The following is a 26,551-nucleotide window of genomic DNA, read 5'->3' on the forward strand; positions in this document are numbered from 1 at the left end:
AGGGCTATCGAATCAGCCAACGCAAGCGCAAACGGGTCGAGGAAATCTTCGGCTGGCTTAAAACGGTCGGTGGAATGCGCAAGAGTCGATTCATCGGGCAGGCGAAGACCCAGATGGCGGCCTTCATCTCTGGCGCGGCGTACAACCTGCTTAGAATCGCGAAATTGAGTGATTCGGGGGTGAAGGCGTGAACTGCGGAGCAAAAAGGGCCTCCACGGCACACGCCGGTGGCCGCTTGGGCAATTCGAGCCGAATTGAAAATCCAATTCCGGCGAGGAAGTCGTCATGAAAATCAATCCGTGCCCCCCCGGTTGACACCGTGTCGCGCGTTTTTGCATCACCCTGCTAGATTCGAACCGCTGCAGCAGACGGCCGGGCGCATGCCCTATGCCATCGCAATCGCGGCGGGCACCCTGCTGCAGCTCATTCTGGTCCGCAACGGGGGCTGGGCGTTGAGTTGATTCATCTTCACGGAGCACGCCAATGAACGCACCGTCCAGCGCCCGCGTCATCCCCTTCGACGAACCGGCCGGCTTCCCGCGTGCCCCCCGCACGCTCGAGGAAACCGGCCTGCCGACGCTCTTCCTCGTCGAACTGGCGGCGAAACTGCTGTTCGTGCGCGGTCAGATGCGCCTGACCGAGATTGCGCAGCAGTTGCAGCTACCCGCCAACGTGCTCGAAAGCCTGCTCGCCTTCATGCGCGCGGAACGCATCTGCGAGGTGATGCGCCGCGGCGAGACCGACGGCGACATCCTCTATGAACTGACCGACGCAGGCCGCGCCCGCGCCACCGAATACCTCGGGCGCTGCAAATATGCCGGTGTGGCCCCCGTCAGCCTCGCCGCCTACGTCGCCCAGGTCGAGCGGCAGTCGGTGACGAAGATGCACGTCACGCGCGAGGACGTGAACGAGGCGTTCCGAGGCCTGATCATCAACCCCGAGGTGCGCGACCAGCTCGGCGCCGCGATGGGTTCGGGCCGCGCGATGTTTCTCTATGGCCCAGCCGGCGCCGGCAAGACCTATCTCGCCGAGCGCCTGGCGCTGCTGCTCGAAGGCAACATTGCGGTGCCGCACGCGATTCTCGTGGACGGCGAGATCATCCAGGTCTTCGATCCGCTGATCCACACGCCAGTCGAGGACGATCATCGTCCTGCCGTGCTCGACAACCTGATGCGCCCTGACCTGCGCTGGGTGCGCTGTCGCCGTCCTGTCGCGATCACCGGCGGCGAACTGACGATGCGCATGCTGGATCTCGACTACGACGCCAGTACCGGTTTCTACCAGGCGCCACCGCACGTCAAGGCCAACAACGGCCTCTTCGTCGTGGACGATCTGGGGCGCCAGCTCGTGAAACCCGAACAGCTGATGAACCGCTGGATCGTGCCGATGGACCGGCACCACGACTACCTCGCGCTGCACAGCGGCACGAAATTCACGTTGCCCTTCGACGTGGTGCTCGTCTTCTCTACCAACCTGATGCCTTCGGAGGTTGCAGACCCCGCCTTCCTGCGCCGCCTGGGTTACAAAATTCACATCGGCCCGATGAATGAGGATGAGTACAGGAACATATTCACGCGTGTCTGCGAGGAGCGCGGCGTACCCTTTGATGAAACAGCCTTCCAGAAGCTGCTGAACGAGTATCACAAGGTTCATGGCCAGCCACTGCTGGCCTGCTATCCGCGCGACATCATCAACCAGATTGCCGACCTCGCCCGCTACCGCGGCGAACCCGCAAGACTGACGCCGGAAGTGCTGCACTGGGCTTGGCACAACTACTTTGCGTCCCGCTAGGGGCGCGTTTTGAGGGGAGGCGTCGGGGGAGCGTACTCGCGACTTCGACACCGCACCGAAGCGCCTGCTGAGTCGGGCATTTGCAGGGCCTGGGCACCACTGCCGACGGTCCGGAAACAAGGGGATTCACATGAAGACCAAAGGTCTCGTCTTTCTCTTCGTGGCGATGCTCGCCGGTCTTGCCGCCGTGGTTTTGGGAACGAAATGGCTGCAGACGAAGGCAGGCGGTGATGGCAACCGTATCGCCGTTGCCGCGGTGGAGCTCCAACTCGGCGGCCGGGTCACACCCGAGGCCGTCCGGCTCGTCGAGTGGCCATCCGGCAGCGTGCCGACGGGCGCCTTCAACGATCTCGCCGCCCTCGACGGCCGTGTGGCGATCTCCGGCATCCTGCCTGGCGAGCCGATCCTCGAATCGCGCCTTGCGCCGGTCGGCACCAAAGGGGGGCTGTCCGCCGTCGTGCCGGATGGCAAGCGAGCGATCACGGTTCGCGTGAATGACGTGGTCGGCGTCGCAGGCTTCGCGCTGCCCGGCAACTTTGTCGACATCATGGTCAACACGGAAGCTGCCGGAGCGGATCGCAACAGCGAGGACAAGATGATCTCGAAGATCGTCCTCGAACGCATCCTCGTGCTGGCCGTCGCGCAGGAAGCCAATCGCGACGAGACGAAGCCCAAGGTCGTCAACGCCGTCACGCTCGAAGTGACGCCCGAACAGGCCGAGCGCCTGGACCTGGCACGCAGCGTGGGCAACCTGTCGCTGGTGCTGCGCAATCAGATCGACTCCAACCCGACCGAAACGGCCGGCATCACGAAGGCGATGCTCCTGCGCACCGCGGTCGAAGCTGCGCCCGCACCGGCCCCGGCCAAGGCTGCCGCGCCGCGCCGCGTAGCCGCAAAGCCGCGCCCTGCCCCCGAGCCCCGCGCGAGCGTGTGCGTCGAGGTCATCCGCGGCGTGAATAAGGTCAACGAGTGCTTCTAGCCCAATCCAAACCCGCATGGACGCATGAGGACATCATGACCAACAACAAGAACATTTTCCGCCGCACCCTGGCGGGCTATGCCGCTACCGCGGTCGTCGCCCTGGCGCTCTCAGGCATGGCGCAGGCGGCCGTCACCGGCACCCCGCCGGCAATGAAGTCCGTCGGCGTCGCAAAAGGGGGAGGTTCGCCCTGTGGACGCGTCGAAATTGCCCCGATGGTAACCATCCCCGTCGGCAAGTCCTCGGTCATTCGCCCGCAGACGCCGGTGACGCGCATCCTGCTCGGCAACCCGGAAAACGCACAGGCGGCGCGCCCCAGCACGGACGCCGGAAAGGACGACAAGGGGGCGCAGCAACAGTCGCAGAGCGACGGCCGACCTGGCGTCGCCCAGGTCGACGTGCTGCTGCTTAGTCCGAACGAGATCTACCTGCTTGGCAAGACCGTCGGCTCGACGAACGTCGTGCTGGTGGATCGCGCCGGCGGCTGCACGGCGCTCGACGTCACGGTCGCAATGGACGTGACCTCGGTGCAGGGGGCGCTTGCGACGCTGCTGCCCGATGAAGCCGGCATCAAGGTCAGTTCCGCCTACGACTCACTGGTGCTGAGCGGCACCGTCACCGACGCAACCAGGGTAGACCGTGCGGTGGAGATCGCATCAGCCTACGTGCGCGACGGAGGAGGACAGAAGGGCCGCAACGAGCGCGTGGTGAATATGCTTCAGGTCGGCGCACCACAGCAGGTGATGCTCGAGGTCAAAGTCGCCGAGATTTCCAAGACGCTGGCCGAAAAGATCGGCGTCCGCTTGAGCCACAGCGCCAAGACAGACGGCGTCGTGTACAGCGTCGTGTCGGATTTCCTGACCGGTGGAAACGGATTGATCGACATCATTCGGCGCGGCAAGGACGGCCGGGTCACGCTCGACGCCCAAAAAGACGACGGACTCGTGAAGATCCTGGCCGAACCGAACGTCATGGCGATCAGCGGACAGGAAGGCAGCTTCCTCTCCGGCGGCAAGATCTTCATCCCGGTGGCCCAATCGAATAGCAACGGAACGCAGACGATCACCCTCGAGGAAAAGGAATTCGGTATCGCATTGAAATTCACGCCCACGGTGCTTGCAGGCGGGCGCATCAACCTGAAGGTTGCACCCGAGGTATCGGAACTCAATCGCGACGGCATCGGCATTAGCGCCCCCGGAGTTAATGGTTTGGCGATCCTCCCCTCATTCACCACGCGGCGCGCCGCCACGACAGTGCAACTCCACGACGGCCAAAGCTTCGCCATCGGCGGCCTGATCAAGAACAACGTGACCACGAATATCAACGCCTTCCCCTTCCTAGGCGAAATTCCGGTTCTGGGCGCCCTGTTCCGAAGCAGCGACTTCCAGACGGACCGCTCGGAACTCGTCTTCGTGATCACGCCGCGCCTGGTCAAGCCGCTGCCGGCCGATTACCGGCTGCCGACCGACGACTTTATCGAACCCAGCCGCTCGGATCTGCACTTGCTCGGCCGCATGGAGGGAACGCCGCCGCAGGGGCTAGCAAATCCTTCGTCGGCTGAGTCTGCACAATCGCAGTCGAACCCGGCAGCGGGCGGCTTTGAACCCAAGTGAGGACACGGTCATGACCCAACAAGCCAAACTCATCCTCGCGGGAGTCATCGCCGCCACGCTCGCGGGTTGCTCCACCACCCCCCTTTGGGACGCCCGCTTTGGCGACCCGGTCAGGGTCATTGCCGCCCAGCAGGTGATCGACCCCGACGCATCGCGCAATACCGACCCGGTCAAGGGTATCGACGGCCAGGCAGCGCAAGGCACGATGGGTGAATATCAAAAGAGCTTTGTGCAGCCGGAACCTCAAACGACGTCGTTCTCGATCGGCGTCGGTGGCCAGTCCGGAAAATAAGCTCGCTTGACCGCAGACGAGGATGACGACAATGGCTTTCCGAAGGAATCTCCGCTGCAAACAGCGCGGAGCCGTCGCGATCATCACTGCGCTGTCGCTGGTGGCTCTGGTCGGTTTTGTAGGACTTGCACTCGATCTCGGTCACCTCTACGTGAATAAGACCGAACTGCAAAACGCAGCGGATGCCTGCGCGCTCGCAGCCGCTCGGGAACTGACCTGTGATCCATCTGCCGGGGTGTGCGACAACTCGTATTTGAACAATGCCGTCGCAGCGGGCACTGCAGTAGCTGCCCGCAACACGCGCGATTTTCAGGCGAGCCCCGTGATCATTGCACCTAGCGACGTGCTCTTTCATACAGCATTGGCACCAAACGCGGCATACCTCCCAAGTAGTAGCGCCTCCCCCAATTCGCGTTTCGTCATGTGTACCGCCCGCGCCGAGGGCATCGCGCCGTGGTTCATGCAGGTACTTGGAATCGGTGCGCACGATGTCTCCGCATATGCGGTTTCTACCTTGCGTCGGGCGCAAACGAACTGTGCCATTCCGATCGGTCTTTGCAAACCACCCTCGGCTCCTCTGTCGTCCCCGTTTAGTGGATTTATCGTGGGACAGTGGGTGACGAGCAAGCTCACAGAATCCGCAACAGGAAGTTTCGACTGGATCGACTTCACTCCGGAGGACGGTGGCGGTGCAAATGAACTCGCGAACCTTCTTCGGGGCGCTGGTCAATGCTCCCTTGAACCACCCAGCCCGACCAATTTGGTTGGTCAGCAGGGGAATATCGCTTCCTTGGGCAAGGCTTGGAACACCCGTTTCGGCCTCTACAAGGGCAGTGACACCCCAGCTTCAGCCCCTCCCGACTGGACGGGCATGACTTATCGCGATACGGAACTTCCCGAAAGCACATATTGGCACGATAAATTTGATGCATACGCGGGAGAGGCTGAAGGCACGCTATCGAACTACAGGGACGCAAGAGCAAACAATTCGCCGTACCAAGGCCCTGCATTGAATGGATATCAACCTATCGATCAATCAAAGCATAAACAGTTTGGTGGAGACCGCCGAACAGTAGTAGTCCCTCTCGTAGACTGCGAGAGTTGGAAGACATCCACACCCCAAACGGTCCCAATCCTTGGATATGCCTGCGTCCTGATGCTCCACCCCATGACGAACGACAATGGACCGGCAGCAGGTGAGCAGGTGTGGCTCGAATATCGCGGCAACGCTAGCGAGTCGTCCAGTCCTTGCGCAACATCAGGGGCGGTCGGCGGCCCCGGCAGTATCGGCCCCCTTGTTCCTGCACTGGTTCAGTGAGGAATTCATCATGATTTTTGGGCGCAAACAACAAGGGGTAGCAGCAGTCGAACTCGCCTTCGTAATGATTCCACTCATCCTCATGGCGTTTGGCATCACCGAGTTCGGCCGTGCAATCTACCAGTACAACACACTTGCAAAATCGGTTCGTGACGCCACGCGTTACCTTTCGCAGCAAGGTCCGGGTGAAGGGGGGGACACCGCGAGATGCCTTGCAGTGCACGGTAATCGTGCCTGCACCGGTAGTGCTCTTGCGCCGGGACTGACGTTCGCGCACATCCAAGTTTACGACCAAGTATCGAACCCGAGCACGCACCTTAACCAACCAACGGGTAGCGGCGCAATCAATCTGGTTACGGTTGCCATTACCGGATATCAGTTCACTTCGCTGGTGCCACTTGTCGCACCGAACATAACGTTCGGCGGAATCAGCGTCACGATGAGACAGGTGATGTAATGAAGCGACCTTTCTCCTACGGAAGCAGGTGCATGCGCCAGCAAACAGGTGCGGCCGCCGTCGAATTTGCATTGGTCGCCGGAGTGTTCTTCAGCCTCCTGATCGGCGTGATGGAGATGGGGCGTATGCTCTTCTACTGGAATACCGCTGCCGAAGCCACGCGCTTGGGCGCGCGCATTGCAGTGGTGTGCGACGTTGGTGATACCGCAATCCGAGCAAGGATGAGCAGCCTTTTTCCGCTAGTGCCAACCGATAAAATTGAAATCGCGTATTTACCTTCGGGCTGTGGCGCTGGAAGTTGCGCCGACGTGACCGTCAGCATTCAACCTATTCCGATAGCCACGTTTATTCCCTATGTTCCCCTTAGCCTGAGCCTTCCCGCATTTGCAACAACACTTCCCGCCGAGAGTTTGGCAAGCTCGGTCGACGATGTTGCGAATCCGGTCTGTCAGTAGCAAATCGGCACGAGCAACAGAGGCCCTAAGATGAAAATCAAGATCCTTTCCGACAGCCACGAGAACGCCGAGCACCTGCGCACGACGCTGGTTCAGGCAGGCAGGACGATGGACGTTGCCGTCGGCCATGCGACGTCGAGCGATCCGATCGGAGCGATCAACGGCACGGTACCCGACATCGTCGTGCTCGATGCCTTCAAGCCGAGCGGCTTGGCTGCACTCGAGCAATTGACGCTCCGATACCCGCAGGTGGATCCCATCATCATCACCTCGGATACGTCTTCGGAATTTCTGCTGCAGGCCTTCCGTGCCGGCGTCCGCGAAGTCCTGCCGACCGGCCCCTCGGCCGAAGCACTCCAGGCGGCGCTGGCCCGCATCACGCACAAACGCGGGGTCGCCGCCGGCCCCGCCGCCGACGGCAAGATCCTCGCAATGACCTCGTGCAAGGGCGGCAGCGGGGCAACTTTCCTCGCAACCAACCTCGCGTGGGTGCTGGCAACGGCGCACGGCAAGCGGGTCGCGTTGATCGATCTGAACCTGCAGTTCGGCGATGCCGCGATGTACGTCACCGACCAGAAGCCGGCAAGCAATCTCGCATTGGTCTGCCAGCAGATCCATCGACTGGACGCCGCGTTCCTCGGCTCGGCAATGATCGAGGTCGCGCCCAACTTCCATCTGCTCGCGGCACCGGAGGATCCGGCGCATGCGACGGACGTCAAGGCCGAGCACGTCGAAGCGATCCTGAAGGTGGCGCGCGCGAACTACGACTTCGTCATCGTCGATGTCGGACGGTCACTCGACTCCGTGAGCCTGCAACCCTTCGACATGGCAGACATGATCTTCCCGGTGGTGCAACTCACCTTGCCGTTCATCCGCGAGGCAAAGCGGCTCGTCGCAGTACTGATCTCGCTCGGGTACCCCATGTCCAAGGTCGGGCTGATCGTCAATCGCCATCAGAAGAGCGCCGAGATCAGCTTGCAGGATCTGGAGCGAACGGTGAATGCGAAAGTCTTCAAGGCGGTGCCGAACTGTTACGAGGAGGTCGCCGCTTCGGTGAATCAGGGCGAGCCGATCGCACGGCTGGCAAAGAACAGTCCGGTGACGAAGGCGCTGCGCGAGATCGCCGCATCGCTCGACACCATTCAGGAAAAAAACGGCAAGGGCTGGCTGTCGCGCCTGTTTGCCACCCATTGAGGTGCACGACCGCCGTTTTCTGAGGGGAACATGAAATGAGTCTGCGCCAGCGCCTCGAATCAGTCTCGGCGGACAGCGCCCTGCGCCCGCAGGTCGCGCCCGACGCCGGTGCCAGCAAGGCTTATCAAAGCTTGAAGATGCGCATCCATCAGTTGCTGCTGTCACGCATCGACCTGGAGGCGATGGAAAACCTCGCGCCCGAGCGGCTGCGCGAAGAATTGCGCCTGATGGTGGAGCGCCTGCTCGCCGAAGAGAACGTCGTCGTCAATACGAACGAGCGACGCGATCTCGTGCGCGACATCCAGTACGAGATGCTGGGCCTCGGCCCGATCGAACCCCTGCTCGCGGACCCGACGGTGTCGGACATCCTGATCAACGGTTCGCAGCAGATCTACGTGGAACGCCACGGCAAGATCGAGATGACGGACATCACGTTCAGCGACGACGCACACCTGATGAAGATCATCGACAAGATCGTCTCGCGCGTCGGCCGGCGGGTCGATGAATCGAGCCCGATGGTCGATGCCCGGCTGCCGGACGGCTCGCGCGTGAACGCGATCATTCCGCCGCTGGCACTGGACGGCCCGGTCGTGTCGATCCGCCGCTTTGCGGCGATTCCGCTGACGATGGAAAAGCTGATCGACTACAAGACGCTGACTCCGCCGATGGCCGAGCTGCTTGCAGGGCTCGTCCGCTCCAAGGTGAACATCCTGATCTCCGGCGGCACCGGCAGCGGCAAGACGACGCTGCTGAACATCCTGTCGAGCAACATCCCCACCGACGAACGCATCGTCACGATCGAGGACGCCGCCGAATTGCAGCTGCAGCAGCCCCACGTCGTGCGCTTGGAAACCCGCCCGCCCAACATCGAGGGCAAGGGTGAGGTCACGCAGCGCGCCCTCGTGCGCAATGCGCTGCGCATGCGCCCGGATCGAATCATCCTCGGCGAGACCCGCGGGGCGGAGGCCTTCGACGTGCTGCAGGCGATGAACACCGGCCATGAGGGTTCGATGACCACGGTGCATGCGAACACGCCACGCGACGCGCTGGGACGCATGGAGAACATGATCGGGATGGCTGGGGCGAACCTGCCACCCAAGGTCGCACGCGCGCAGATCGCCGGGGCGATCGGTGTCATCGTGCAGTCGAGCCGCCTGACCGACGGCAAGCGCAAGCTCATGAGCATCCAGGAGATCACCGGTATGGAAGGCGACGTGATCACGATGCAGGAGATCTTCACCTTCCGCCAGACCGGTATTTCCGACACGGGTGTGGTGCAGGGCCATTTCACCGCGACCGGCGTGCGCCCGCATTTTGCGGATCGTCTGCGCTCCTTCGGCATCCGCCTCCCGGAAGACATGTTCAATCCGGGCCGACGCTTCGAGTGAGGCTGACATGGACGTTCTGACGCTGCTGTTTGCGCTCGCCACCTTCATCGCGGTGGTGCTGTTTCTGGAAGGCGCCTACCTTTGGTGGAGTTCCACCCACAGCCCCGAGGTGAAGCGGCTCAATCGCCGACTGGAGGAGGTCGCGACCGGGGTCCAGGGGGCAAAAACCGCCACCCTGTTCAAGGATGACAGTGCCTCGGGTTCCGCGGCCGGTGACCGACTGCTCGCCGCAATCCCTCGCCTGGGCGGGGTGAACCGCCTCATTGTGCAGTCGCGACTCGATCTGACGCTTGCCCAGTTTCTCGGTTGGACGGTGGCGCTCGGGGCGGTGGGTTTTGCACTCCCCTTGCTGCTGAACCGACCGGTGGTCCTGGGAATATTCGGCGCTGCGATCCTGGCGATGCTGCCGACGCTGTACGTGATCCGTGCGCGTACCCGGCACATGCAGCAGTTCGAGCGCCAGCTGCCCGAGGCACTCGATCTGATGGGCCGTGCGCTGCGTGCCGGTCACGCCTTCCCGACCGCGATCAAGATGGTAGCCGAGGAGATGAAGGACCCGATCGGGGGTGAGTTCCGCATCCTGTTCGACGAGATGAACTACGGCGTACCGCAGCAGACCGCGCTGCTGAACCTTGCCTCGCGCACCGACAGCACCGACCTCTCGTACTTCGTGATCGCGGTACTGATCCAGCGCGACTCGGGCGGCAACCTCGCAGAACTGCTCGACAACATCAGCTCGATCATCCGTGCGCGGCTCAAGCTGTACGGCGAGATCCGCACGCTGTCGGCCGAGGGGCGTCTTTCCGCGTGGATCCTCGGCAGCCTGCCCTTCGCGACGGCGGCAATGATCAATATCGTCAATCCCGGTTTCATGAAGGTGCTGTGGGAGGACCCCGCCGGCATCAACTTCATCTACGGCGCGCTGGTGATGATGGTGTTTGGCGTCCTGTGGATGCGCAAGATCATCCGCATCCACGTCTAGCCCGGCGGCACAGAGGAGAACGCAGACATGGAATATACGCAGATCGCGTTTCTCGGACTGCTGTTCGTTGCAGTCACGGCCGGCGCATTTTTCGTGATGAACCTATTCACGCGCTCGGCGACCGCCGAGCGTCTGGAGGCACTCGGCGGAGGCGGCAAGACAGTCACCGCGCCAGCCGCCGACGCGTGGATCGAGCGCACCGTGAAGCTCACCGGCCCGTTCGCCAAGCTGTCAACGCCCGAGGACGGGGGCGAAGCCTCGACGCTGCGAGCGCGCTTCCTGCACGCCGGCATCCGCAACCCTTCCGCCCCGATCGCCTTCTTCGGCATCAAGACGCTGCTTGCCCTGGGTCTCCCGCTTGTCGCGTATTTCGCGGTCCTGATCTCGACGCCGGAGCTTCAGTTTCAGGGAATGCTCCTCACCGTGCTTCTCGCGGCGACGATCGGTTACTACATGCCGAACATCGTGTTGAACCGCCTGATCTTCTTGCGCCAGCGCGAAATCTTCGAGACCTTCCCGGATGCTCTCGACCTCATGACGGTCTGCGTCGAAGCCGGCCTTGGCATCGAGGCGGCCCTGGTGCGCGTCGCCGATGAAATGCAGCACAAGAGCGAAGCGCTCGCCGAAGAACTGCACCTCGTCACGCTCGAATTGCGGGCGGGTCTCGAACGCGCGCGCGCCCTGCGCAACCTGGCGATGCGCACCGGCGTCGAAGAAGTCGAAGGATTCGTCGCGATGATTATCCAGGCCGAGCGCTTCGGCACCAGCATCGCGGCATCCCTGCGGGTTCATTCCGACATGCTGCGCACGCGCCGCCGCCAGCGCGCCGAGGAGGCCGCGGCGAAGATCGCGCTGAAGCTGCTGTTCCCGCTGATCTTCTGCATCTTCCCCTCGCTGATGCTCGTGCTGCTTGGGCCGGCGATGATCCAGGTCTACCGCATCCTGCTGCCGACGATGGCTGGCGGGAATTGACAGTGGCCGACACCCTTCAGGGAGAACGGCGATGAACAAGTGTGCATTCACTTTGAAGCCGGTGATCGCCGCGCTCGTACTCGGCGCGTGCAGTACCACACCGACCATGCCCGAAAAAGCCTGGAAGATTTCGCCGGTGCAGACGGTACGGCACGGCGGCGCCAGTGCTGACGGCTATTTCGCGCTTGGCCGGGTCAAGGAAGCCCAGGGCGCAAGTACTCAGGCGATCGACGCCTACCGCAAGGCGCTTGCCGCCGATCCGAGCCATGCCGCAGCGTGGAACGCGCTCGGGGCCTTGCAGATGCAGCTCGGCCGGACCGACGAAGGCCTGCAGGCGCTTGAGCGTGCCGTGAGCATCTCGCCGTCGACAAGCCACCTGCACAACAACCTCGGCTACGCCTTGTTGCTCGCGGGTCGCGACGATGCAGCCGCGACGTCGCTGCGTCGGGCGGTCGAACTGGACGGCAGCAACCGCCGCGCGTGGAGCAATCTGGCGACCGCCTACCGGCGCCAGGGGGCGCTCGATCAGGCCGAGTTTGCCGACGCCCGCGCAAGCGGCCGCTGGCCGGCTGCAACGCCTGCGCCCGCGCAGGCCGCAGCAAGCTTGCAGGCGGCGCCGTCTGCCCCGGCAATTACTGCAGCACACACGGCCCAGCCGAGCACTCCCGCGGCACCGGCGCTTGGCGCCGCTTCGGCTCCGCAAACGTCGCCGACCGTGCCCGCAATCACGATCGGCACGGTGACCGCCGATCCGTCCCCGACCGTGACCCCGATCGCGGCGCTGGTACCGACGCCTCCGCCCGCGCCGGAGACCGTCGCACCCGCGAAACCGCTCACCACCAGCGTCGAGGCAAGCACGGCCGCACTGGGTTTCGCGACGGTGGCGCCGACAATGGTGAAAGCGGCTGCCCCGCTCATGGTGAGCACGACGCCGCGCGCCACGCTCGTGAAGGTGGCCGAAAACGTCTTCGAATTGCACAACGGCCCTGTTCCGCGCGAAGCCGCGGTCGCCGAGGCGGTCGCGATCATCGCAGCAACCGCTCCGCCTGCCCCGGTCGTCGCTGCGGCTCCCCGCGCCGTCGAAACGCCCGCGGTGATGCCCCCCCCTGCCGCGGCCCTTGCCGCGCCGGCCCCCGCTGCACGCTACGAAATCTCGAACGGTCATGGCGGCGAAGGGCTTGCCCGACGGCTCGCTGGGCTGCTGGGCCAACAGGGTTTCGCACGTCCGCGGCTAACGAATCAGGCGCCGTACAACCAGGCCGCATCGGTGATCCAGTACCGCGATGGCTATCGCGCTTCGGCCGAGGCCTTCGCCTCGCTACTGCCGTTCCGCCCCACCGTTATGGCTGCGGCAAACGTCGATCTGAGGGCGGACGTTCGACTGGTGCTCGGCCGGGATCTGACGACGAGCGACGCGTGCGCGGTGCTGGGCCTGTGCACGCGGGTCGCCCGCACGCAGGCACCGAAAATCGCCGCGGCGCGCGGCGGAGCCGATTGAGCCTGAGCCCCCAGGACCGTTAGTGCGCACATGCCCCAAAGAAGGGCTTACTAATCCGGCAGGCAAATACCGTTCGGGCTGAGCCTGCCGCAGCCGGGCTCAGCTTCGTTTCAGATCCCGGTAAATGTTCTCATGCGGTCCAACCGATTCCAGATAGATCAACCTGACTTGCTCGGCAACCGTGTACCCGAGCAGATAGAGTTGCCCCTGGCTTCGAAACTTGACGACCAGCAACTCCGCCAAATCTCCTTTCTTGCGCTCGCCGATGGCGGGGTTTTCTGCGATGGAGGCGACTGCGCTGTCGACATCGACGACAACGTTGTCGTGAAGCTTTTTGTACTGCCGGGCAAATCGGCGGGTCTGCTGGACGCCGTAGGCGCTCACTGTGCACGACTCCGCGGCACGAAGGAGGTGGCGTCTTCGCGTGCCTCGGCCATCGATGCAAGAGACTCGGCCACAAAACTTACCGGCAAGTCGGGGTTGTCGAGTGCAGCTCGGCCCACCTTTGCCCAAAACTCGATCTGGCCGGCAATGGTGCGATGCTCGGCAGCGGCATCAGCCTTGGCTTGGTTGTATAGCGTTTGGTCGATTCGGATCGAGGTGGTGGTAGGCATGGCGGAATCCTTACTACAATTGTGGCAAAGCATCCTAAATCCAAACGCGGCTTCTGTCCACGCGCGAGAACCTTGCGCACGACGCCGACATGTCGGCGTCGTCGAAGGATTCACGGTAACACCTCAAAAAGAACAAACCCCCGCGGGGCGTGGGCCTCGCGGGGGTTTGCGTATCAAGCTGCGACACATGACGTGTCGCGGACTTCCTGCTGATGCTTAGTGCGACGAAGCCGTCGCTGCGCCGACGCCGGTCTGCGCGCGCACGTACTGGTCTTCGAAGGCTTCGATTTCCTTCTGTGCGGCAACGCTGCTGTCCATCTTCGACACGACGATCGCGAGGATGAAGGCGATCGGCATCGAGAACAGCGCCGGCTGGGTGTAGGGGAAGATCGCGGCTGCATTGTGCAGCACGTCCACCCACACCGACTTCGACAGCACGACGAAGGTCACGGCGCTGAACAGGCCGGAGTAGCCGCCCCACAGTGCGCCGCGCGTGGTCAGCCCCTTCCAGTACATCGACAGGATCAGCACCGGGAAGTTGGCGGAAGCTGCAACGCCGAAGGCGAGCGCGACCATGAACGCGATGTTCATCTTCTCGAAGGCCATGCCCAGCAGGACGGCGACGATGCCGAGGCCGATGGTGGCGATCTTGGACACCTTCAGTTCGGTGGTCTCCGACGCCTTGCCCTTCATGATGACGCGGGCGTAGATGTCGTGCGAGATCGCCGACGCGCCGGCCAGCGCGAGGCCCGCGACCACCGCGAGGATGGTCGCGAAGGCCACGGCCGACAGGAAGCCCAGCAGCAGGTTGCCGCCGACGGCCTTGGCGAGATGCATCGCGATCATGTTGCCGCCGCCGATGACCTTGCCGCCGAGCTGGCCCGCCTCGAAGAACTCGGGGTTGGTGCCGACGATCAGGATCGCGCACAGGCCCATGATGGCGATAACGTTGAAGAAGTACGCGACGATGCCCGAGGCGTAGAGCACGGACTTGCGGGCTTCCTTGGCGTCGGTGACGGTGAAGAAGCGCATCAGGATGTGCGGCAGGCCGGCGGTGCCGAACATCAGGCCGAGGCCCAGCGAGATCGCGGTGACCGGATCGGCAAGCAGGCTGCCCGGGGCGAGCAGCTTGCCGCCGAGCTTGTGCACTTCCATCGCACGGGTGGTCAGCTCGTCGAAGCTGAAGCCGAACTGGCTGAACGCGAGCAGCATCACGGTCGTGCCGCCGATCAGCAGCATGCCGGCCTTGATGATCTGCACCCAGGTCGTCGCGACCATGCCGCCGAAGGTGACGTACACCATCATCAGTGCGCCGACCACGAACAGGGCGATGTTGTAGTCGAGGCCGAACAGCAGCTTGATGAGCTGGCCGGCGCCGACCATCTGGGCGACGAGGTAGAAGCACACCACGGTCAGCGAGCTGACGGCGGCCATCGTGCGCACCTTGCCCTGGTCGAGGCGGTAGGCGGTGATGTCGGCGAACGTGAACTTGCCGAGGTTGCGCAGGCGTTCGGCCATCAGGAACAGGATAATGGGCCAGCCGACGAAGAACGCGATCATGTAGATGTACGCGTCGACGCCCTGCGTGTACATCATCGCGGTGAGACCCAGCAGGGTCGCCGCGGACATGTAGTCACCGGCGATCGCGAGGCCGTTCTGCCAGCCGGTGATGCCGCCGCCGGCGGTGTAGAAGTCGGCGGTCGACTTGGTGCGCGAGGCGGCCCAGTAGGTGATGACCAGGGTCAGCACCACGAACAGGAAGAACATGCCGATCGCGTGCAGGTTGAGGCCCTGCTTTTCCGTCTGGGCGATGGCATCGCCGGCAACGGCCGAAGCGGCCGCGGACAACGAGAACAGGCCGGCGGCGAGGCGCGAGATAACGGAGGCTCTCATTATTTTTCCTCCTTCCATGCTGCGCGCACGATTTCGTTGTTGATGTCGTCGAACTCGCCGTTGGCGCGACGCACGTAGATCAGCGTCAGCACCCAGAAGAACACGAACTGGAACAGGCCGACGGCGACGCCGAAGGTCAGGTTGCTGCCTTCGGACAGACGCTGCGCGATGAGATCGGGCGCAAACGCGACGAGCATCACGAAGCCGTAGAAGATCGTCAGCACGACGATCGACAGGATCGTGGCAAAGCGGGTCCGCTTCGCCACGAGTTCCGCGAAACGCGGATTGCGCCTGATGTGCGCATACATTGATACAGACATTCCCTCTCCCTCCAAGAAAAGCAACGGTGTCACGCTGCCCCTCCACACTCCACCTTTTGCCGCCCCGATGTCTGTCGCACCGGTGACGACGGGCGGATGATATATCATCTATAAGACTCCATACCACGACGTATGGAGTTTTTTTAATTACTTGATAAATTGAATTTTTCTACCATTCTCAAAGCGACGGACAGACCCCGGCCATGAGCGGCGAAATCCTCTTTTCCACCGATGGCGACATCGCCACGCTGACCCTCTCCAACCCCGACAAGCTGAACGCGATCGACTCCGCAATGTGGGTTGCGCTGCGCGAAGCATTCGAGCGCATCGCCACGACGCCCGCACTGCGCTGCGTGATCCTGCGCGGTGCGGGCGACAAGGCGTTCGCGGCGGGCGGCGACATCGAGGAATTCCTGACCGTGCGCGCGACCGTCGACGACGCGCTGCACTACCACGACACGCTGGTCGCGGCGGCGCTGGACGCGATCCGCGCGTGTGCGATTCCGACCGTGGCCGCGATACAGGGCGCCTGCGTCGGCGGCGGGCTGGAGATCGCCGGCTGCTGCGACTTGCGCATCGCCGGCGAGTCGGCGCGCTTCGGCGCCCCGATCAACCGCCTGGGCTTCTCGATGTATCCGGGCGAGATGGCGGGCCTGCTGGATCTGGTCGGCCCGGCGGTGTTGCTGGAGATCCTGCTCGAAGGGCGCATCCTCGACGCACGCGAGGCGCTGCAGAAGGGATTGCTGACCCGCGTGACCGACGACGAGAAGGTGCTGGACGAGGCCCGTGCGAGCGCCGCGCGCATCGTCGCCGGAGCGCCGCTGGTTGCGCGCTGGCACAAGCAGTGGGTGCACCGGTTGATGCGCGGCGGCGCCCTGAGCGCGGAAGAAAAGCGCGCCGCGTTCGACTTTCTCGCGACGGACGACTACCGTGAGGGGCTGGACGCGTTTTTCGCGAAGCGCAAGCCGGTGTTCACGGGTAGCTGACCCGCAGGCAAGCAAATACCGTTCGGGCCGAGCCTGTCGAAGCCCTGGCAGCGCCCTTCGCCAAGTTCAGGGCGAACGGTTGTAATTGATTGCCGCCTGAGTTTGTGGAAGCACGGATTCGTAGATGCTGTTATCAGGCTCAAATGCCGTGCAATCTGGCGTAGGGCGGGAGGAGCGCAGCGCATCCCGCCAATCCACCCCTCTATCTCGCCGCTCCCCTGCGGCGAGATTCATTTGATCGACCAGCGGTGTTGGGTTATGCAAAATAATATTTTGCACGGAAGGAGGCGGGATTCGCTGCGCTGCTCCCGCCCTACGATTCCGTGCCTCGCATTTCCTTTCCGTGGTCGAAGGTGCTCGAGTTTTGTAGGGAGGGGGAAGCGAAGCGCGATCTCAGGCGTTCAACCGAGCCACGCGGCCGGCAATACCGGAGAGAGATCCAGGTTCTGCGCGACGCTGTCCGCCAGCCGGTCGAGATCCGCTTCGCGCCGCGCCGCGAGGTCGACCGTTTCGACCTCGCCCGCTCCGGCCCACGCGAGCAGCGCGGTCAGCGCGTCGGGCGCGTCGAACAGCCCGTGCAGGTAGGAGCCGAGGATCTGCCCGTCGGTCGAAAGCGCCCCGTCGGCGCGGCCGTCGTCGAAACGCAATGCCGGTCGGTCGAGGGCCGCGCCGCGGCTCACGCCCATGTGGATCTCGTAACCGGCGACCGCGGCACCGCCCGGCAGGCACAGCGCGCCGCGGCGGTTCTCGAGCTGCTTTTCGGCTTCGAGGACGGTTTCCATGTCGAGCAGCCCCAGCCCCGCGACGGTGCTCGCCGCCCCTTCCAGCCCCTGTGGGTCGGCAAGGCACGTGCCGAGCATCTGGAAGCCGCCGCAGATGCCTGCGACCTTGCCGCCGTAGCGCAGGTGGCGCTTGATCGCCGGCTCCCAGCCCTGCGCGCGCAGCCAGGCGAGATCGGCCTGCACGCTCTTGGAGCCGGGCAGCACGATCAGGTCGGCGGGCGGGATCGCCTGTCCGGGCCCGACCCAGCGGAAATCGATCTGGGGATGCAGGCGCAGCGCGTCGAGGTCGGTGTGGTTGGAGATGCGCGGATAGACCGGCGCGACCACGCGCAGGCGCGCCTCGCGCTTGTCGACACTGGCCTCGCCGAGCGCGTCCTCGGCGTCGAGGAACAGGCCGTGCAGGTAGGGCAGCACGCCCAGCACCGGCCGTCCGGTGCGTTGCTCGAGCCAGTCCAGCCCCGATTGCAGCAGGCCGATGTCGCCGCGGAAGCGGTTGATGACGAAGCCCTTCACGCGCGCCTGCTCCGACGGCGACAGCAGGTCGAGCGTGCCGACCAGATGCGCGAACACGCCGCCGCGGTCGATGTCGGCGACGAGGATCACCGGCACGTCGGCGGCTTCGGCGAAGCCCATGTTGGCGATGTCGCGATCGCGCAGGTTGATCTCCGCGGGGCTGCCGGCGCCTTCGACGAGCACGCAGTCGTAGGCGCTCGTGAGGCGGTCCCACGACTGCATCACGGCCTTCATCGCGGTCGGCTTGTAGGCGTGATAGTCGCGCGCCGACAGGTTGGCGGCGACCTTGCCGTGGATGACGACCTGCGCGCCGATGTCGGTGGATGGCTTGAGCAGCACGGGATTGAAGTCGGTGTGCGGCTCCAGTCCTGCCGCGAGCGCCTGCAGCGCCTGCGCGCGGCCGATCTCGCCGCCGTCCGCCGTCACCGCCGAATTGAGCGCCATGTTCTGCGGCTTGAACGGTGCGACGCGCACGCCGCGGCGCGCGAGCAGGCGCGCGAGTCCGGCGACCAGCGTGCTCTTGCCTGCGTCGGAGGTCGTCCCCTGCACCATCAGGGTGATTGCTTGCGGCATGGCGTAGAATCCCGGCTCGTTCAAAGCGGCGGATTATCGCCGATAAGCTACGCCCCGATGACTTCCCTGCTCGTCAAACTCCTCGCCGGCATCGCGCTCGACCACCTGCTCGGCGAGCCGCGCCGCTGGCATCCGCTGGTCGGTTTCGGCCGCTGGGCCGGCTGGCTGGAAGCGCGCGTGTGCCCCTTGCTGCCGACCCGTGCGGGCGGACTGCTCGCGTGGCTGCTGGCGATCGGGCCGTGGCTCGCGCTGGCGCTGCTGCTGCGCGCGAGCCATCCCGCCGCGCACTGGCTGGTCGACATCGGCCTGCTCTACTTCGCGCTCGGCGCGCGCAGCCTCGCGCAGCATGCCGAGGCGATCGCGGCTCCGCTCGCGGCCGGCGACCTCGACATGGCGCGCGAGCGCGTCGGCTGGATCGTCAGCCGCGACACCCGCGCGCTCGATGCGGCCGGCGTCGCCAAGGCCGGCACCGAGTCGGTGCTCGAGAACGGCAACGACGCGGTGTTTGGCGCGCTGTTCTGGTTCTGCGTCGCGGGCGGCGCGGGCGCGCTGGTGTTCCGCCTCGCCAACACGCTCGACGCGATGTGGGGCTACCGCACCGAACGCTTCATCCGCTTCGGCTGGGCCGCGGCACGCCTCGACGACGTCCTCAACTGGCTGCCGGCACGGCTCACCGCACTGACCTACGCGCTGCTCGGCCGCAGCCGCGACGCGCTGGCGTGCTGGCGTGCACAGGCCCCGGCCTGGGACAGCCCCAACGCCGGACCGGTGATGGCGGCAGGCGCCGGCGCGCTCGGGGTGCAACTCGGCGGCGCGGCGATCTACCACGGCCGCGAGGAACAGCGCCCGCCGCTCGGCTGCGGCCGCACGCCGGACGCCGCCAGCGTACGCGCCGCAGTACGCCTGATGCAGCACGGCATGCTGCTGTGGGCAGGCGTCGTTGCCGCCGGCGCGGTCGTTGCGGCGCTTGCGGGAGCGCGATGATGGGCTTCGAGAGAGTTGTCATGTGGAAGCGGCAAGGCAATCGCACGACCGCGTGTAGGACGGGAGAAGCGCAGCGTATCCCGCCAATCCGGGCGTGGGAGCGGCTTCAGCCGCGAATCTCGCATGCTTGAGCACGGCGGACGCCTGCGCCGCGCGGCGCAGGAATATGGCATCCCGCTTGCCGACTGGCTGGACCTGTCGACGGGCATCAACCCGCACGCGTGGCCCGTCCCGCCCGTTCCAGCGGACGCCTGGCACCGCCTGCCCGAGGACGGCGACGGGCTGGAGGCGGCCGCCGCAGCCTACTACGGCACCGACCAGCTGCTGCCGGTCGCCGGCTCGCAACCGGCGATCCAGACCCTGCCGGCGCTGATCCCCGGCGAGCGCGTGACCGTGCTCGCACCGACCTACGCCGAACATCCGCATGCCTGGCGCGGCCGCACGCTACGCGCCGTCGCGGCCGCGGCCGCGGCGATCGATGAGGCGATCGACGACACCGACGTGCTGCTCCTCGTGCACCCCAACAACCCCTCCGGCGCACGCTTTTCGCGCGATCGGCTGCTCGACTGGCACGCGCGGCTCGCGGCGCGCGGCGGCTGGCTGGTCGTGGACGAAGCCTTCATCGATGCGGACCCGACCGAAAGCCTCGCGGCGGCCACCGGGCGTGCGAACCTGGTCGTGCTGCGCTCGCTTGGCAAGTTCTTCGGGCTGGCCGGTGCGCGCGTCGGCTTCGTGCTCACGTCGGCGGAGTTGCGCGAACGCCTGGCCGATCTTCTCGGACCGTGGACGCTGAGCGGACCCGCACGTCACGTCGCCCGCGCGGCACTGGTCGACCGGGCATGGCAGGACGCAATGCGCGAACGCCTGCAGCGCGAAGCCGCGCGCCTCGCCGAGCTGCTGCGCCACAGCGGCCTGGGAGAACCCGCCGGGCCGGCGCTGTTCCAGTGGGTGCGCCATGCGGACGCACCCGCGGTGCAGGACCACCTCGCGCGCGCCGGCATCCTCGTGCGCCGCTTCGACGAACCGGCGAGCCTGCGCTTCGGCCTGCCGCCGGACGAAGCCGGCTGGGCGCGTCTCGCCGCGGCGCTCGACGCCTTGCCCAGGGCCGCCTGACGTGCAGCTCGATCATTACGTCAACACGATAGGCCGCCACCTGCGCGCGCGCTTCGGCGAACGCGTGCACAAGCTGCCGCTGCACGCCAACTTCACCTGCCCCAACCGCGACGGCACGCTCGGGCGCGGCGGTTGCACCTTCTGCAACGTGCGCTCGTTCAGCGACGAGGCCGAGGCGCCGATCGCACAGCAGCTTGATGCCGGCCGCGTCCGCGCCGACCGCGCGCGCCGCTACCTCGCCTACTTCCAGGCCTACACCAGCACGTATGCGGAGGTGGCGACGCTGCGGCGGTTGTACGAGGAAGCCCTCGCCGGCGCGGACATCGTCGGGCTGTGTGTCGGCACCCGCCCCGACTGCGTACCCGACGCCGCACTGGATCTCCTCGCAGGCTACCGCGAGCGCGGCTACGAGGTGTGGCTGGAGTTGGGCCTGCAGAGCGCCTGCGACGACACGCTCGCGCGCGTCAATCGCGGCCACGGCTTTGCGGCCTACGCGGATGCGACGGCGCGCGCACACGCGCGGGGAATTCCGGTGTGCACGCACCTCATCGTCGGCCTGCCGGGCGAAGCGCCGGAGCGCAGCCTCGATACGCTGGACCGCGTGTTGGAGGTCGGGATCGAGGGGCTGAAGCTGCACCCGCTGATGATCGTCAAGGGCAGCCGCCTCGCCGCCGCGTGGCGCCGTGGCGAGGTTGCGCCGCCGGACGCCGCGCATTACGCCGACGTCGCCGCGGAGATGATCCGGCGCACGCCCGCAAGCGTCGTGTATCACCGCGTGTCCGCGACCGCCAACGCGCCGACGCTGCTCGCGCCCGCGTGGTGCGCCGCGCGATTCGAAGGGATCCACGAAATTGCCCGCCGACTCGCCGCGAGCGGTCCGCAGGGCAGCCTCACTGCGCAGCCCCTGGCGCCCCCCTCCCCGCCGCCCCCGATGGACCGCACCGCCGCCCGCGCGGCGATTCGCCCCGACTGAGAAGCCGATGACGCAACGCCCATCCCCGTTCAACAGCCTCCGCCCCATTCGCGCTGCCATCCCGTTTGCCCGACAACCCGAATCCGTTCGGGCTGAGCCTGTCGAAGCCCTGTCTGCCTCCCGCCCTTCGACAAGCTCAGGGCGACCGGGGGTGTGCAATCTGATCGCCACGGTAATCGCGGCAACCGCACTCGCCGCGGCCAGCGCGCAGGCGGAAATCGTGCTCCGCGACGACACCGGCCGCGAACTGAAGCTCAGCCGCCCGGCCGAGCGCATCGTCAGCCTCGCCCCGCACGTCACCGAGCTGTTGTTCGCCGCCGGTGCCGGGGAACGCGTCGTCGGCGCGGTCGCGTACAGCGATTACCCCGACGCAGCACGCAAGCTGCCGCGCGTGGGCGGCTACAGCAACGTCGACATGGAAGCGGTCGCGGCGCTCAAGCCCGACCTCGTTATCGCGTGGAAGAGCGGCAACCGCGACGCGCACCTGGACAAGCTCGCGGCGCTGGGCATCCCCGTCTTCATGAACGAACCGCGCAACCTGGACGACGTCGCGCGCAGCCTGGAAACGATAGCCAGGCTCGCCGGCACCGACGCGGCCGGACGCACCGCCGCGGACGCATTCCGCACGCGCAAGGGAGCGCTCGCCGCGCGTTTCGGACAGCGGCCCCGCGTGCGCATGTTCTACCAGATCTGGGACAAGCCGCTGATGACGATCAACGACGAGCACCTGATCTCGGACGTGATCCGCCTGTGCGGCGGCGAAAACGTGTTCGGCAGGCTCACTCAGCTCGCGCCGACGATCGGCGTGGAAAGCGTGCTGGCGGCCGACCCCGAGGTGATCGTCGCGAGCGGCATGGGCGAGGCGCGCCCGGAATGGCTGGACAACTGGAAGCGCTGGCCCAAGCTTGCCGCGACGGCGCGCGAAAACCTCTATTTCGTGCCGCCGGAGCTGATCCAGCGCCACACGCCGCGCATCCTCGACGGCGCGACGACGCTGTGCGAGCAGCTGGAGAAGGCGCGCGGCAAGCGCCCGACGGGGACCTGACGCGCCCCGGCTGCGCTCAGTCGCGGCGCGCGCGCTCGTAGCGCTGACGCCAGTCGCGCCGCGAGTCCTGCCACCACGCGCGGTCGAACACCCACGACAGCGTCGGCAGGATGGGGCCGAGATAGGTGTTTGCCAGCGACTCGCCGCCGCACACGGGGACCTCGGGATCGACGCGCAGCACGCGCAGGCGTTCGGCCAGCGTGGGGTGGAAGTCGGCCTCGGACGCGGCACCGCCGAACATGTCGTGGATGTCCATCGGGCCGGGCTCCGGGCGGCGGAATCCCGCAAGCACGCCCAGACCCATCTCGCGGAAAGGGCGGATCAGCGGCTGGGGCGTGGTGCGGCTTTGCGCCATGACCTTGCGCCAATAGTCCTCATTGAGGAAACGCTCCTTCAGCGCGACCTCGACGAGCGCCTCGCCGACCCGCTGCGCACCGACCACGCGCGCCGCGCCGGCGTCGGCCTCGAACTCTTCGAGCCGCGACAGGCGCATCGCAGCGCGCAGGTCGCCCGCGGTCCACTTTTCCAGCGCGCGGCCCAGGCGCGGCGCATCCTCGATGCAGCGGTCGAGGGCGCGGAACCACCATGCGCGCAGGTGCCCCCACCAGCCGTCCAGCCCGCGGCGCTGCGCCGCCAGATGGGCGAACTCGTGCGCGAGGATCGCGCCGAACTGGCGCCGGGTCACGCTGTGGGCCAGCGGCAGGCCAATCATCAGATGGGTTTCCAACGGACCGACCCAGCCCCAACGGGGGCGCTGCAGGATGGCGGCATTCATGTCGCCGACGACCCACACGGCGTCGATGCGGATCCCGCCGAACCGGTCGCCGGTGCGCTCGATGAGGCGGAACAGCCCTTCCGCGAGCTCCTGCGGCAGGCGCACGCCGTCGGGCCGGGCAACCGGCGCGAACAGCCAGCCGCACACCAGCACGCACGAAGCCGTCGCGACCAGGAAGCTGACGACCGCGGCCAGGGCCAGGAACACGTTGCCCGCAACCAGGGCCGACCAGGTCGCCCCCACGAGCAGCACCACGACAGCGCCCAGGGCGACCGCAAGCAGCCCCATTGCCGAAAGGCCCGCCGTGGCACGCAAGCCGAGCCGGAACGCAAGACGTGCGCGAGTGCGCGAGAGGCGGTTTTGGACAGCTGCCATGTGTGGCACCCCGAGAAACCATGATCGAAACGCGGAATATACTTAACAAGAAGTAAGCGCAACATTGCACCTTAGTAATACATGCATCAACAATTTGCATATAAATCAATGTGAAAGCCGCACAAACCGGAGCGAATCGCCTCACAGATCCCTTGTTGCGCTGCACGAAAAGTGTGTACAATTACAACACCTGTGTCCTTGGCCAATCGGCCGCAGGCCCTCCGACAACACCCCGTTGCGGCCATTTCCCGGTCGCACAACCCCGCCCGCCTCGATTGGTGTCGCTCTAAGCGACAGGCCGTCGCTGGAGCATTCTTCTTGATCAATTCCGAAGTTTCCTTCGCCAGTCTTGGACTGGCCGAACCCCTTTTGCGCGCCATTTCCGAGTCCGGCTACACGCAGCCTACTCCGATCCAGGCGCAGGCCATTCCGCTGGTGCTGGCCGGCGGCGACCTGCTTGCCGCGGCCCAGACCGGCACCGGCAAGACCGCCGGCTTCACGCTGCCGCTGCTGCACAGGCTGTCCGCAGCCCCGGCCAGCGCCCCCAAGGCCGGCCGCCCGCGCTGCCTGATCCTCACCCCGACGCGCGAACTCGCGGCCCAGGTCGAGGAATCCGTGCAGACCTATGGCAAGCACCTGCAGCTGAACTCGATGGTCATGTTCGGCGGCGTGAACATCAATCCGCAGATCTCGGCGCTGAAGAAGCGCGTCGACATCCTCGTCGCGACGCCGGGACGTCTGCTCGACCATGCCGGGCAGAAGACCGTCGACTTGTCGGGGGTCGAGATCCTCGTCCTCGACGAAGCCGACCGCATGCTCGACATGGGCTTCATCCGCGACATCCGCAAGGTGCTCGCGATGCTGCCCAAGCAGCGCCAGAACCTGCTGTTCTCGGCGACGTTCTCGGACGAGATCCGCTCGCTCGCCAACGGCCTGCTGAACAATCCGGGCTGCGTCGAGGTGGCACGCCGCAACACGACCACGGAACTGGTCGAGCAGTCGGTGTATTCGGTGCCGCAGAAGCAGAAGCGCGACCTGCTCGTGCATCTGGTGAAGGAACACGACTGGCACCAGGTGCTGGTGTTCACGCGCACCAAGCACGGCGCCAACCGGCTGGCCGAATACCTTGGCAAGCACGGCATTCCCGCCGCCGCGATCCACGGCAACAAGAGCCAGGCGGCGCGCACGCGCGCGCTGTCGCAGTTCAAGGACAACTCGCTGCCGGTACTGGTCGCGACCGACATCGCGGCGCGCGGCCTGGACATCGACCAGTTGCCGCAGGTGGTGAACTTCGAGCTGCCGAACGTGCCGGAAGACTACGTGCACCGCATCGGCCGCACCGGCCGTGCGGGGGCGACCGGCAAGGCGATCTCCTTCGTCGACAGCGAGGAGAGGCCCTATCTCGCGTCGATCGAACGCCTGATCAAGCGCACCATCGATCGCGCCACCGTGCCCGAATTCGTGACCCACGCGCCCGATCCGGGCGACAGCGAGCGACCGCCGCGCGACCCGCGCCAGTCGTCGGGACGGCGCAACGATGGCCGTGCGCCGCGCCAGCCGCTTGCAGAACGCCCGGCGCCGCGCACGCAGCCGCACGGCGCCAACCGCCAGCCGGCGCGCCAGGGCGCACAGGGCACGGCGGGCGATAGCGGCAAGCCGGCAAACCGCCCGGCGCGCAACGGCGAGACGCAGGCCAATCGCAATGCACGCAACGGCGAGGCGAACAGGAACGGCGCACCGCGCAGCCAGGAGCCCAGCGGCAACCGTGCGCCGCGCACGGACGCCCCGCGCGCACCGGCGCGTCAGGATACGGGGCGCAGCACCGCGCCGCGCGCCGCGCTCTTCAGCGCGAAGCCGGGCAATCGCGGCAACTGAACGTCACCGCGACGGGTGCGGCTCAGCCGCGCCGCACCCCGACGATCTTTTGATAGAGACCACCGAACAGGGTGGTCTTCTTCCATGCGAAACCCTCGCCCAGCGGCGAAAGCGCGGTGATATCGGTATCGAGCAGCGAGGGCGCGAAAGGCTCGAGCCAGCGGAACACCTGCGCCATGACCGGGCGCAGGGGGTGCCACGAGTGGGTGCGGTGGTAATCGACGAACACGATCTTGCCGCCCGGCTCGACCGCCCCGAGGAGGTTGTGCACGATGCACGCGCGCTCGACCGGCGGCACTTCATGCAGCAGGAAGAAGCAGCACACGGCGTCGTGCGACCCGGCCGCAAGGCAATCGGGCCGCGCGAGGTCGCCCTGGCGCACGTCTGCGTGCGCGAGACCGTCGAGCTTGCGGCGGGCGTTGGCGACCTGGATCGGTGCCACGTCGATGACGTCGAGCACCCCGTTGCAGCCGACACGCTCGGCGAGCAGGCGCGAGAACGGGCCATAGACGCACGCCGCCTGCAGCAGGCGCTGCCCCGGCGCGAACTCCTCGACTGCCGCGCGCATCAGGCGCCGGGCATTGCCCCACAGGATGGCCGAAACGACCCATTCGCGGTCGAGCCAGGGCAGGGTGCGATGGCTGAGATAGGCCCAGTGATAGGTGCGCGACAGGTAGGACGGCACGGCACAGGAATTTGTCACGGGCTGCATCATGGCGGAATCGGCAGAAATCTGTGTCATGCCCGCCAGCATAACCGGATCCGCTGAAGCGCGGAACGCCGACTGCATA

At 65.8% G+C, this 26,551-nt stretch carries 26 protein-coding genes; 19 read left to right on the forward strand and 7 right to left on the reverse strand.

The annotated features are described in order from the left end of the window. The 13 genes from BW991_RS00005 to BW991_RS00070 all read left to right on the forward strand — a co-directional run. A partial coding sequence (locus BW991_RS00005; RefSeq protein ID WP_139335874.1) for a transposase occupies positions 1–191 on the forward strand: 191 nt, incomplete at its 5' end. A gap of 292 nt (positions 192–483) precedes the next feature. Continuing rightward, positions 484–1,791, forward strand: a complete 1,308-nt coding sequence (locus BW991_RS00015; protein WP_076600055.1) for an ATPase — start codon at positions 484–486, stop codon at positions 1,789–1,791. A gap of 130 nt (positions 1,792–1,921) precedes the next feature. Further along, the gene (gene cpaB / locus BW991_RS00020; RefSeq protein ID WP_076600056.1) at positions 1,922–2,770 is read left to right on the forward strand and encodes a Flp pilus assembly protein CpaB; all 849 of its coding nucleotides are present in this window, start codon (positions 1,922–1,924) and stop codon (positions 2,768–2,770) included. A 35-nt stretch (positions 2,771–2,805) separates the two neighbouring features. Further along, positions 2,806–4,383 carry a type II and III secretion system protein family protein gene (locus tag BW991_RS00025; protein ID WP_076600057.1) on the forward strand — a complete coding sequence of 526 codons (1,578 nt, stop codon included), beginning with the start codon at positions 2,806–2,808 and terminating at the stop codon, positions 4,381–4,383. 10 nt (positions 4,384–4,393) lie between these two features. Then, the gene (locus BW991_RS00030) at positions 4,394–4,675 is read left to right on the forward strand and encodes a pilus assembly protein (protein ID WP_076600058.1); all 282 of its coding nucleotides are present in this window, start codon (positions 4,394–4,396) and stop codon (positions 4,673–4,675) included. Positions 4,676–4,697: 22 nt separating this feature from the next. Then, complete coding sequence (locus BW991_RS00035; protein ID WP_076600059.1) at positions 4,698–5,993, forward strand: pilus assembly protein TadG-related protein; 1,296 nt, start codon at positions 4,698–4,700, stop codon at positions 5,991–5,993. A 10-nt stretch (positions 5,994–6,003) separates the two neighbouring features. Beyond that, the gene (locus tag BW991_RS00040) at positions 6,004–6,450 is read left to right on the forward strand and encodes a TadE/TadG family type IV pilus assembly protein (RefSeq protein WP_076600060.1); all 447 of its coding nucleotides are present in this window, start codon (positions 6,004–6,006) and stop codon (positions 6,448–6,450) included. Positions 6,451–6,482: 32 nt separating this feature from the next. Further along, entirely contained in the window at positions 6,483–6,905 is a 423-nt protein-coding gene (locus BW991_RS00045; RefSeq protein ID WP_212566839.1) for a TadE/TadG family type IV pilus assembly protein, read from the forward strand. Positions 6,906–6,935: 30 nt separating this feature from the next. Next, on the forward strand, positions 6,936–8,099 hold the full coding sequence (locus BW991_RS00050; RefSeq protein WP_076600062.1) for a CpaE/TadZ family protein: 1,164 nt from the start codon (positions 6,936–6,938) through the stop codon (positions 8,097–8,099). Between the two features lie 35 nt (positions 8,100–8,134). Beyond that, positions 8,135–9,487: a TadA family conjugal transfer-associated ATPase gene (locus BW991_RS00055; RefSeq protein ID WP_076600063.1), complete on the forward strand. Its 1,353-nt coding sequence runs from the start codon at positions 8,135–8,137 to the stop codon at positions 9,485–9,487. Between the two features lie 7 nt (positions 9,488–9,494). Next, the gene (locus tag BW991_RS00060; RefSeq protein WP_076600064.1) at positions 9,495–10,469 is read left to right on the forward strand and encodes a type II secretion system F family protein; all 975 of its coding nucleotides are present in this window, start codon (positions 9,495–9,497) and stop codon (positions 10,467–10,469) included. A 27-nt stretch (positions 10,470–10,496) separates the two neighbouring features. Next, entirely contained in the window at positions 10,497–11,441 is a 945-nt protein-coding gene (locus tag BW991_RS00065) for a type II secretion system F family protein (RefSeq protein WP_076600065.1), read from the forward strand. Positions 11,442–11,502: 61 nt separating this feature from the next. Beyond that, positions 11,503–12,939 carry a LytR C-terminal domain-containing protein gene (locus BW991_RS00070; protein WP_244551578.1) on the forward strand — a complete coding sequence of 479 codons (1,437 nt, stop codon included), beginning with the start codon at positions 11,503–11,505 and terminating at the stop codon, positions 12,937–12,939. 99 nt (positions 12,940–13,038) lie between these two features. Here the strand turns inward: BW991_RS00070 and BW991_RS00075 are convergent, their stop codons facing one another. From BW991_RS00075 to BW991_RS00090, 4 genes are all read right to left on the reverse strand, one after another. Continuing rightward, positions 13,039–13,323, reverse strand: a complete 285-nt coding sequence (locus tag BW991_RS00075) for a type II toxin-antitoxin system RelE/ParE family toxin (RefSeq protein WP_076600067.1) — start codon at positions 13,321–13,323, stop codon at positions 13,039–13,041. Then, complete coding sequence (locus BW991_RS00080) at positions 13,320–13,553, reverse strand: ParD-like family protein (protein ID WP_076600068.1); 234 nt, start codon at positions 13,551–13,553, stop codon at positions 13,320–13,322. Before BW991_RS00080 ends, BW991_RS00075 begins: the two co-directional genes overlap by 4 nt. Positions 13,554–13,769: 216 nt before the next feature. Beyond that, positions 13,770–15,446 carry a cation acetate symporter gene (locus BW991_RS00085; protein ID WP_076600069.1) on the reverse strand — a complete coding sequence of 559 codons (1,677 nt, stop codon included), beginning with the start codon at positions 15,444–15,446 and terminating at the stop codon, positions 13,770–13,772. Then, positions 15,446–15,766, reverse strand: coding sequence for a DUF485 domain-containing protein (locus tag BW991_RS00090; RefSeq protein ID WP_425290197.1), 321 nt, complete (start codon positions 15,764–15,766; stop codon positions 15,446–15,448). Before BW991_RS00090 ends, BW991_RS00085 begins: the two co-directional genes overlap by 1 nt. A 203-nt stretch (positions 15,767–15,969) precedes the next feature. Between BW991_RS00090 and BW991_RS00095 the strand changes: the two genes are divergently transcribed. Continuing rightward, the gene (locus BW991_RS00095) at positions 15,970–16,752 is read left to right on the forward strand and encodes an enoyl-CoA hydratase/isomerase family protein (RefSeq protein WP_076600071.1); all 783 of its coding nucleotides are present in this window, start codon (positions 15,970–15,972) and stop codon (positions 16,750–16,752) included. A 401-nt stretch (positions 16,753–17,153) separates the two neighbouring features. Here BW991_RS00095 and BW991_RS00100 read toward each other — a convergent pair whose 3' ends face one another. Beyond that, on the reverse strand, positions 17,154–18,620 hold the full coding sequence (locus BW991_RS00100; RefSeq protein ID WP_076600072.1) for a cobyric acid synthase: 1,467 nt from the start codon (positions 18,618–18,620) through the stop codon (positions 17,154–17,156). A 57-nt stretch (positions 18,621–18,677) separates the two neighbouring features. Here BW991_RS00100 and cbiB point away from each other — a divergent pair, with 57 nt between their 5' ends. From cbiB to BW991_RS00120, 4 genes are all read left to right on the forward strand, one after another. Then, a complete protein-coding gene (gene cbiB / locus BW991_RS00105; protein ID WP_076600073.1) occupies positions 18,678–19,604 on the forward strand; it encodes an adenosylcobinamide-phosphate synthase CbiB in 927 nt (308 codons plus the stop codon). 123 nt (positions 19,605–19,727) lie between these two features. Further along, entirely contained in the window at positions 19,728–20,717 is a 990-nt protein-coding gene (gene cobD / locus BW991_RS00110) for a threonine-phosphate decarboxylase CobD (RefSeq protein ID WP_076600074.1), read from the forward strand. A 1-nt stretch (position 20,718) separates the two neighbouring features. After that, a complete protein-coding gene (mnmL, locus tag BW991_RS00115; protein WP_076600075.1) occupies positions 20,719–21,690 on the forward strand; it encodes a tRNA modification radical SAM protein MnmL/YtqA in 972 nt (323 codons plus the stop codon). A gap of 151 nt (positions 21,691–21,841) precedes the next feature. After that, entirely contained in the window at positions 21,842–22,735 is an 894-nt protein-coding gene (locus BW991_RS00120; protein WP_088179553.1) for a cobalamin-binding protein, read from the forward strand. A 16-nt stretch (positions 22,736–22,751) separates the two neighbouring features. Here the strand turns inward: BW991_RS00120 and BW991_RS00125 are convergent, their stop codons facing one another. Continuing rightward, positions 22,752–23,885 carry a M48 family metallopeptidase gene (locus BW991_RS00125; protein ID WP_076600076.1) on the reverse strand — a complete coding sequence of 378 codons (1,134 nt, stop codon included), beginning with the start codon at positions 23,883–23,885 and terminating at the stop codon, positions 22,752–22,754. Positions 23,886–24,206: 321 nt separating this feature from the next. Here BW991_RS00125 and BW991_RS00130 point away from each other — a divergent pair, with 321 nt between their 5' ends. Beyond that, entirely contained in the window at positions 24,207–25,760 is a 1,554-nt protein-coding gene (locus tag BW991_RS00130; protein ID WP_076600509.1) for a DEAD/DEAH box helicase, read from the forward strand. 22 nt (positions 25,761–25,782) lie between these two features. Here the strand turns inward: BW991_RS00130 and rquA are convergent, their stop codons facing one another. Beyond that, a complete protein-coding gene (gene rquA / locus BW991_RS00135) occupies positions 25,783–26,475 on the reverse strand; it encodes a rhodoquinone biosynthesis methyltransferase RquA (protein ID WP_244551567.1) in 693 nt (230 codons plus the stop codon). Between the last annotated feature and the right edge of the window lie 76 nt (positions 26,476–26,551).

The sequence above is a fragment of the Aromatoleum tolulyticum genome (assembly GCF_900156155.1).
Taxonomy (GTDB): domain Bacteria; phylum Pseudomonadota; class Gammaproteobacteria; order Burkholderiales; family Rhodocyclaceae; genus Aromatoleum; species Aromatoleum tolulyticum.

What these genes read in the sequence shown, in the direction of transcription:
- BW991_RS00040 (WP_076600060.1), top strand. Translation starts at nt 6,004, where the DNA reads ATGATTTTTGGGCGCAAACAACAAGGGGTAGCAGCAGTCGAACTCGCC.
- cpaB (WP_076600056.1), top strand. Translation starts at nt 1,922, where the DNA reads ATGAAGACCAAAGGTCTCGTCTTTCTCTTCGTGGCGATGCTCGCCGGT.
- BW991_RS00100 (WP_076600072.1), bottom strand. Translation starts at nt 18,620, where the DNA reads ATGCCGCAAGCAATCACCCTGATGGTGCAGGGGACGACCTCCGACGCA.
- BW991_RS00035 (WP_076600059.1), top strand. Translation starts at nt 4,698, where the DNA reads ATGACGACAATGGCTTTCCGAAGGAATCTCCGCTGCAAACAGCGCGGA.
- cobD (WP_076600074.1), top strand. Translation starts at nt 19,728, where the DNA reads ATGCTTGAGCACGGCGGACGCCTGCGCCGCGCGGCGCAGGAATATGGC.
- BW991_RS00050 (WP_076600062.1), top strand. Translation starts at nt 6,936, where the DNA reads ATGAAAATCAAGATCCTTTCCGACAGCCACGAGAACGCCGAGCACCTG.
- BW991_RS00085 (WP_076600069.1), bottom strand. Translation starts at nt 15,446, where the DNA reads ATGAGAGCCTCCGTTATCTCGCGCCTCGCCGCCGGCCTGTTCTCGTTG.
- BW991_RS00060 (WP_076600064.1), top strand. Translation starts at nt 9,495, where the DNA reads ATGGACGTTCTGACGCTGCTGTTTGCGCTCGCCACCTTCATCGCGGTG.
- BW991_RS00015 (WP_076600055.1), top strand. Translation starts at nt 484, where the DNA reads ATGAACGCACCGTCCAGCGCCCGCGTCATCCCCTTCGACGAACCGGCC.
- BW991_RS00045 (WP_212566839.1), top strand. Translation starts at nt 6,483, where the DNA reads ATGCGCCAGCAAACAGGTGCGGCCGCCGTCGAATTTGCATTGGTCGCC.
- BW991_RS00080 (WP_076600068.1), bottom strand. Translation starts at nt 13,553, where the DNA reads ATGCCTACCACCACCTCGATCCGAATCGACCAAACGCTATACAACCAA.
- cbiB (WP_076600073.1), top strand. Translation starts at nt 18,678, where the DNA reads ATGACTTCCCTGCTCGTCAAACTCCTCGCCGGCATCGCGCTCGACCAC.
- BW991_RS00025 (WP_076600057.1), top strand. Translation starts at nt 2,806, where the DNA reads ATGACCAACAACAAGAACATTTTCCGCCGCACCCTGGCGGGCTATGCC.
- BW991_RS00090 (WP_425290197.1), bottom strand. Translation starts at nt 15,766, where the DNA reads ATGTCTGTATCAATGTATGCGCACATCAGGCGCAATCCGCGTTTCGCG.
- BW991_RS00095 (WP_076600071.1), top strand. Translation starts at nt 15,970, where the DNA reads ATGAGCGGCGAAATCCTCTTTTCCACCGATGGCGACATCGCCACGCTG.
- BW991_RS00055 (WP_076600063.1), top strand. Translation starts at nt 8,135, where the DNA reads ATGAGTCTGCGCCAGCGCCTCGAATCAGTCTCGGCGGACAGCGCCCTG.
- BW991_RS00065 (WP_076600065.1), top strand. Translation starts at nt 10,497, where the DNA reads ATGGAATATACGCAGATCGCGTTTCTCGGACTGCTGTTCGTTGCAGTC.
- BW991_RS00125 (WP_076600076.1), bottom strand. Translation starts at nt 23,885, where the DNA reads ATGGCAGCTGTCCAAAACCGCCTCTCGCGCACTCGCGCACGTCTTGCG.
- BW991_RS00030 (WP_076600058.1), top strand. Translation starts at nt 4,394, where the DNA reads ATGACCCAACAAGCCAAACTCATCCTCGCGGGAGTCATCGCCGCCACG.
- rquA (WP_244551567.1), bottom strand. Translation starts at nt 26,475, where the DNA reads ATGATGCAGCCCGTGACAAATTCCTGTGCCGTGCCGTCCTACCTGTCG.